Raw genomic sequence first — 6,446 nt, 5'->3', positions numbered from 1 at the left:
CGACGGCCCGGTCGATGAGGGGCTCCAGGGGGCCCAGTTCGTGCAGGACGAGCAGGACGGTGGTGCCCTGGGCGACCTGCTCGCGCAGGGTCTCGGCCAGCACCTCCTGGCTGGCCAGGTCGACGCCCGCCATGGGCTCGTCCATGATCAGCAGTTCGGGTTCGGCGGCGAGGGCGCGGGCGATCAGCACCCGCTGGTGCTGGCCGCCGGAGAGGGCGTCGACGGAGTCCTTGGCGCGGTCGGCCATGCGGACCAGCTCCAGCGCACGGCGTACGGCCTGGTGGTCGGCCTTGCGCAGGACGCCGAAGCGGGCGCGGGACAGCCGCCCGGCGGAGACGACCTCGGTGACGGTCGCGGGGACGCCGCCCGCGGCCGTGGTGCGCTGCGGTACGTAGCCGAGGCGCCCCCAGTCCTTGAAGCGCCGCCGGTCGGTGCCGAACAGCTCGATCCGCCCGGCGCTCAGGGGCACCTGGCCGATGATGCCGCGTACGGCGGTCGACTTGCCGGAGCCGTTGGCGCCGAGCAGGGCGACGACCTCACCGCGGTGCACGGTGAGGTCGATGCCGCGCAGGACGGGGCGTGAGCCCAGCTCGGCGCGGACACCGCGCAGCGATATGACAGTCTCGGATATGACGGTCTCGCTCTTGGTGTCCATCACGCCCTCCGTGAAGCTCATGTGGTTCCCAGGGCCGTCTGCAGGGCCTTGAGGTTCGCCTTCTGGACCGCGATGTAGTCGGTGCCGCGGGACTTCTTCGTGATGCCCTCGATGGGGTCGAGGACGTCCGTCTTGAGGTTCGCGTCACCGGCGATGGTCTTGGCGGTCTTGTCGCTGACGAGCGTCTCGTAGAACACGGTGGTGACGCCGTCGGCCTTGGCCATCTTCTCAAGTTCCTTGACGCGCGCGCCGCTGGGCTCCGACTCGGGGTCGAGGCCGCTGATGGCCTCCTCGGTCAGGCCGTAGCGCTCGGCGAGGTAGCCGAAGGCGGCGTGCGTGGTGATGAAGACCTTGGTCTTGGTGCCGGCCAGGCCGTTCTTGAACTCGGTGTCGAGGGCGCCGAGCTTGGCGACGAGGTCGGCGGTGTTCTTCTTGTAGTCGGCCGCGTGGTCCGGGTCGGCCTTCTCGAAGGCCTTGCCGACGCCCTCGGCGACCTCGGCGTACTTCACCGGGTCGAGCCAGATGTGGGGGTCCTTGCCGCCCTCTTCCTCGTGCCCGTGCTCGTCCTCGGCCGCGTGCTCGTCCTCGTGCTCGGCCGCGTGGCCGCCGACCTCGGTGCCGTGCTCCTCCAGCGTGGTGAGGGTCGCTGCGTCGATCTTCGTCTTGATCCCGGACTGGGTGACGGCCTCGTCGACGGAGGGCTGCAGGCCCTTGAGGTAGAGGGCCGCGTCGGACTTCTCGAGCTGGGTGCGCTGCTGGGCGCTGATCTCCAGGTCGTGCGGTTCCTGGCCGGGCTCGGTGAGGCTGGTGACGCTCACGTGGTCGCCGCCGATCTGCTCGGCGAGGTAGGCCATCGGGTAGAACGACGCGACGACGTCGAACTTGTCCGTGCCGCCGGCGGCAGCGCTGTCGGTCGAGCAGGCGGAGAGGGTCCCGAGACCGAGGGCGGTGACAGCCGCGACGGCTATCCCGGATATGTGGTGTCGTCGTACGTTCATGACAGTCATTTTCAACAAATATGGAAACCGTTGTCAACAAAGCCGGGGGTAAGACCTGAGGTAAGGACTGCGTAAGGGCGCCTCGGGGTCCTCGGGGGCCCGTGGATGGGCACCGATTTGGTTGAGGGGGAGGCGTCGCCGGTACCCTGAGTCAATTCGCTGGAAGCATCTCGCTTCGTCGCCCGTCGTCGTTATGAAGAGAGCACCGTGGCCGCCGACAAGATCGACACCATCGTCAGCCTGAGCAAGCGCCGTGGCTTCGTATTCCCTTGTAGTGAGATCTACGGCGGCCAGAAGGCCGCATGGGACTACGGACCGCTGGGTGTCGAGCTCAAGGAGAACCTGAAGCGCCAGTGGTGGCGCTACATGGTGACGTCGCGCGAGGACGTGGTCGGTATCGACTCGTCCGTCATCCTGGCCCCCGAGGTCTGGGTCGCGTCCGGCCACGTCGCCACCTTCTCCGACCCGCTCACCGAGTGCACCTCCTGCCACAAGCGGTTCCGTGCGGACCACTTGGAAGAGGCCTACGAGGCCAAGCACAACCGCCCGCCGGAGAACGGCCTGGCCGATGTGAACTGCCCCTTCTGCGGCAACAAGGGCCAGTTCACCGAGCCCAAGCAGTTCTCGGGTCTGCTCTCCACCCACCTCGGCCCGACACAGGACACCGGCTCCATCGCCTACCTGCGCCCCGAGACCGCCCAGGGCATCTTCACCAACTTCGCCCAGGTGCAGACCACTTCGCGCCGCAAGCCGCCGTTCGGTATCGCCCAGATGGGCAAGTCCTTCCGCAACGAGATCACGCCCGGCAACTTCATCTTCCGCACCCGCGAGTTCGAGCAGATGGAGATGGAGTTCTTCGTCAAGCCGGGCGAGGACGAGACGTGGCAGGAGTACTGGATGGAGCAGCGCTGGAACTGGTACACCGGTCTCGGCCTGCGCGAGGAGAACATGCGGTGGTACGACCACCCCAAGGAGAAGCTCTCCCACTACTCCAAGCGCACCGCTGACATCGAGTACCGCTTCCAGTTCGGCGGCAACGAGTGGGGCGAGCTGGAGGGTGTGGCCAACCGCACCGACTTCGACCTCTCCGCCCACTCCAAGGCCTCCGGCCAGGACCTCTCCTACTTCGACCAGGAGGCCGGCGAGCGCTACACGCCGTACGTCATCGAGCCCGCGGCCGGTGTCGGCCGCGCGATGCTGGCGTTCCTGCTCGACGCCTACTTCGAGGACGAGGCGCCCAACGCCAAGGGCAAGCTGGAGAAGCGCACGGTCCTGCGCCTCGACCACCGGCTCGCCCCGGTGAAGGTCGCCGTCCTGCCGCTGTCCCGCAACCCGGAGCTGTCGCCCAAGGCCAAGGGCCTCGCCCAGGCGCTGCGGCAGAACTGGAACATCGACTTCGACGACGCCGGCGCGATCGGCCGCCGCTACCGCCGCCAGGACGAGATCGGTACGCCGTTCTGCGTCACGGTCGACTTCGACACCCTGGACGACAACGCGGTGACCGTGCGCGAGCGTGACTCGATGAAGCAGGAGCGCGTGTCCCTCGACCAGATCGAGGGCTACCTGGCCGCCCGCCTGATCGGCGCGTAAGGCTCCGCCGGGTAGGGCGCGAGGCTGAGGGAAGCCGGCGGGAGACGTTTCGTCTCCCGCCGGCTTTTTGCCGTCTGTGCGGTCCGTCCGCATGTCAGGGCCGGTGGTCCTGCCGCTGGTGCCTGTTCAGCAGCACGTTGGCGTCCGTCTCCGCGCTGTGGTCGTGCCTGGCACGCGCCTCGGCCCGTCGGGTCGCCAGGTCCAGGCGGTCGGCGCAGCCGGGAGCCGGCAGGGGCGGGCGCGGGGCACTGACGCCGACGAGGAACGGCACCTCGGTGCGGGCGCGGTGGTTCGCCGCCTGGACGCCGGCGCTCGGCCTCTCCTGGGCGGTGGCCGGGCGCGGCGCGGTGGGGTCGGCCGGCGGCGTCGGACTGCACGGCCTGATGGACACCGCCGTGACCTTCTACGGCTGTTGGACGGACGCCCCGTGGCCTATGCCGAAAACGACATGCGTGGCGAACTCGTCGAGGAATCAGGCAGGGTTGAGCGCCTGCACCGCACATATGGTGTGGTACGTGACCTGGCGCTGAACCCTGCCGAGTCGCGGACGTTCATCTTGCGGATGTCGGAGGAGTTGCCTTGCCAGCCATCGACTTGAGCCGTGGCACGTGGCGCAAGAGCAGTTACAGCAACTCGGACGGCGGCAACTGCGTCGAAGTCGCCGACGACCACCCCTCCCTCGTCCCCGTCCGGGACAGCAAGGACCCCGCGCGGGGTGCGCTCGTCTTCGACGCGGCGGCCTGGAGCTGCTTCGTCGCTGCCGTGAAGCAGGACTAGGCGCCCGCCGGGTCCACCGTCGCCTGGTGGGCCTCCGCCAGGTGTTCCTCCGCCTTCAGCCAGGGCAGGAACTGCGCTCCCTGGCGCCAGCCGCACGTGTCGCAGCTGATCGTGCGCTGGAGTCCGGCCCGCTGGACCCGCACGACGTGCTCGCGCCCGTGCTGGTCCCACCGGCTCACCTTGCTCGCGTTGATCTCCAACATGCTGCCTCCAGGCTGCGTCGGCCCAGGACCGGACCGACGCAGCAAGGAGTGTGCAGCATGACGAACATCAACGGGGAACCCGCCCCTGTGAATTGCCCGACCCGCCTAGGGGGATCCGAGCCGTGCGCCCGGCCCGGCCGGACCCCCGACCAGGAGAAACCGAGGACTGGCGGGCACATCCGCGGATGAGTGTGCGCGGTGCGGGAACTCGGTCGGTCGGAGAGTGGGCCGATTCCGAGGAGTGAGGGTCATGACCGAGACCGGGCGGAAGCCGAACTCGACGCAGGAACTCCCACAGCCGCTGCGCGCGGCGGCCTCGGTACTGGGCAAGGTGCCCGAGGCCGTGAGCAGGGTGCCCGGTGCCGTGAGCAAGGTGCCCGGCGCCGGCACGGTCGGCCGGGCCGCCGACGGCGCGCTCGACAAGGTCGGACTGGTGTCCCCGCGCGGACGACGGCTCGCCGTCTACACCGGTGCGGGAGTGCTCGGCGTCGCCGGGGTCGTGGAGTGGCCCGTCGCCGTCGCCGGAGCGGCAGTGGCCTGGCTGACCCAGCCGCGACCGCAGCACCGGCCGGAACAGAGGACGGAACAGGGGGCTGAGCAGCACACGGACGGCAATGCCTCCGGGAGCGCGCCCACGCCCAAGGAGCTGGCCACCGCCCACCCCGCCAGGCCGTCGGCGGCCGAGCGGGCGGCGCAGGGCATGCCGGCGGAAGGTACGGCGGCACCGGCCACCCCCTCCGACAGGCTGCCCTCGCACCATGCGGCGGCGCCGCAGCGGGCCGGACGGGGCGCTGAGGGCGAGTGATGGCCACAGGACTCCTCACCCGCCCGACGGCGGCCGTCGCCGGCCTGGTCATGGCCGGCCCACGCCTGCTCGCCCGCGGTACGGCCCCGGCGGTGGGCGTCGCCGCGGGCGCGGTCGCAGGCACGGCCAGGGCCGGCGTACGGGCCGCGGATTCGGCGGCGCGCCTGGCCAGAGCCACCCGCGCCGCCCTGCCGGGCGCCTCCGCCCACTGGCGCGCCGGCCCCCGCACTCACATGGCCCTCCGGGAGGCCGGCCCGCACACTCCCACCACGCCCGCCCCGCACCCCCTCGAACACCGCGCCCGTCACCTGGCCGCCGCGCTCGCCGAGCACCCGGACGTCGCCCTCGCCTACTGGGACAGCGGGCTGGCCCGGCTGGTCGTGGTGGCCGTCGAAGCGTCCGTGAGCGACAGCGTCGTCGAGCGGGCGGAGGCGCTCGCGGAGCGGCACGGACTGGTCCCGGCCGGGGACGACGTGGAGGATCTCGGGCACCCAGGTGACCCCGCCTCGGTGCGGACCGCCGCCGAGACGCTCGCCGCCGACACGGCGGGGGCCGTGGCCGCGCTGGTGGGGTCCGCGATGCGGCTGCCGGCCTCGCCGCGGCTGGTGACCGCCGTGGTCACGCTGCTGCGCGAGAACCCGCGCTTCCGCTCCTGGCTGCGGGCCCGCCTCGGCAACGCCCGCATGGAGGTCCTCCTCGCCGCGGCCAACGCGGCCGTGCACGGCGCCGGGCATTCCCCGACCTCGCTGGTGCTCGACGGGGCGCTGCGCGTCGGCCAGCTGGCGGAGGCGGTGGCGCGGACGGCCGCCTTCGAGACCGTGCACGACGAACTGTGCGCGCCCGACCGGCACAGCGTGCCCGCGGATCCGTCCGCACGACCGCCGCTGCGCACCTCCCCGGCCCAGGAGTACGCCGCCCACGCCTCGGCCGGCAGTGTCCTGGGCGCGGTGGCGGCGCTGCTCGTCAAGCACGACGTCGCGGAGTCGGCGGAGGCGGTCCTCGCCGGTTCGCCGAAGGCGGCGCGCTACGGGCCCGCCGTCTTCCACGCCGTCCTGAGCGGCGCCCTGTCCCGCGAGGGCGTGCTGGTGCGCGACCCGGAGCGGCTGCGGCAGCTGGAGATGGCCGGGACGGTCGTCCTGCATCCCAGCGCGCTCAGGAAGCCCGGCGCGGGCGCCGACCCCTGGACCGAACCCGTCCTGGACGCGGCCCGCCGGGCCGGCCTGCGCGTCGTGGTCGTCGACGACCCGGCACTGGCCGACTTCACCGGCCTCGCCGACCAGGTCGTGGGCGCGGACCGCCCGTTGAGCGAGGTCGTCGACAGCCTGCGCGGCGAGGGCGGGGGCGGGGTCGTCACCGTCGCCCGGCCCCGCGCGCACGGCGACGCGGACGTCACCGCCGGACTCCTGCGCGGTGACGTC

At 71.6% G+C, this 6,446-nt stretch carries 7 protein-coding genes and 2 pseudogenes; 5 read left to right on the top strand and 4 right to left on the bottom strand.

The window, feature by feature from the left end:
* Together BZL64_RS13700 and BZL64_RS13695 are read right to left on the bottom strand one after the other, a co-directional pair.
* On the bottom strand, positions 1–676 hold a 676-nt coding region (locus BZL64_RS13700), incomplete at its 3' end, for a metal ABC transporter ATP-binding protein (protein WP_244205329.1).
* Positions 673–1,653: a metal ABC transporter substrate-binding protein gene (locus tag BZL64_RS13695; protein WP_086769455.1), complete on the bottom strand. Its 981-nt coding sequence runs from the start codon at positions 1,651–1,653 to the stop codon at positions 673–675. The genes BZL64_RS13695 and BZL64_RS13700, both read right to left, overlap by 4 nt.
* Positions 1,654–1,860: 207 nt before the next feature.
* Here BZL64_RS13695 and BZL64_RS13690 point away from each other — a divergent pair, with 207 nt between their 5' ends.
* Positions 1,861–3,243 (top strand): glycine--tRNA ligase, encoded by a 1,383-nt coding sequence (locus tag BZL64_RS13690; RefSeq protein WP_086769454.1) that lies wholly within the window; start codon positions 1,861–1,863, stop codon positions 3,241–3,243.
* A gap of 94 nt (positions 3,244–3,337) precedes the next feature.
* On the opposite strand, the gene BZL64_RS39820 is transcribed toward BZL64_RS13690, so the two are convergent.
* Positions 3,338–3,634: a hypothetical protein gene (locus BZL64_RS39820; protein WP_158101529.1), complete on the bottom strand. Its 297-nt coding sequence runs from the start codon at positions 3,632–3,634 to the stop codon at positions 3,338–3,340.
* On the opposite strand from BZL64_RS39820, the pseudogene BZL64_RS41115 reads away from it, so the two are divergent.
* Positions 3,612–3,841: pseudogene (locus BZL64_RS41115) on the top strand (Scr1 family TA system antitoxin-like transcriptional regulator); the annotation flags it as partial. The gene BZL64_RS39820 and the pseudogene BZL64_RS41115 overlap by 23 nt on opposite strands.
* The gene (locus tag BZL64_RS13680; RefSeq protein WP_086769453.1) at positions 3,823–4,020 is read left to right on the top strand and encodes a DUF397 domain-containing protein; all 198 of its coding nucleotides are present in this window, start codon (positions 3,823–3,825) and stop codon (positions 4,018–4,020) included. The pseudogene BZL64_RS41115 and the gene BZL64_RS13680, both read left to right, overlap by 19 nt.
* On the opposite strand, the gene BZL64_RS13675 is transcribed toward BZL64_RS13680, so the two are convergent.
* Positions 4,017–4,223: a hypothetical protein gene (locus BZL64_RS13675; RefSeq protein ID WP_086769452.1), complete on the bottom strand. Its 207-nt coding sequence runs from the start codon at positions 4,221–4,223 to the stop codon at positions 4,017–4,019. The genes BZL64_RS13680 and BZL64_RS13675 overlap by 4 nt on opposite strands.
* 250 nt (positions 4,224–4,473) lie before the next feature.
* Here BZL64_RS13675 and BZL64_RS41110 point away from each other — a divergent pair, with 250 nt between their 5' ends.
* Together BZL64_RS41110 and BZL64_RS13665 are read left to right on the top strand one after the other, a co-directional pair.
* On the top strand, positions 4,474–5,028 hold the full coding sequence (locus BZL64_RS41110; protein WP_244205328.1) for a hypothetical protein: 555 nt from the start codon (positions 4,474–4,476) through the stop codon (positions 5,026–5,028).
* A pseudogene (locus tag BZL64_RS13665) lies at positions 5,028–6,446 on the top strand (cation-translocating P-type ATPase); the annotation flags it as partial. The gene BZL64_RS41110 and the pseudogene BZL64_RS13665, both read left to right, overlap by 1 nt.

Origin of the sequence: Streptomyces bobili, assembly GCF_002154575.1 — a bacterium.
Taxonomy (GTDB): Bacteria; Actinomycetota; Actinomycetes; order Streptomycetales; family Streptomycetaceae; genus Streptomyces; species Streptomyces bobili.
This window is presented reverse-complemented; position numbering and strand designations above follow the sequence as displayed.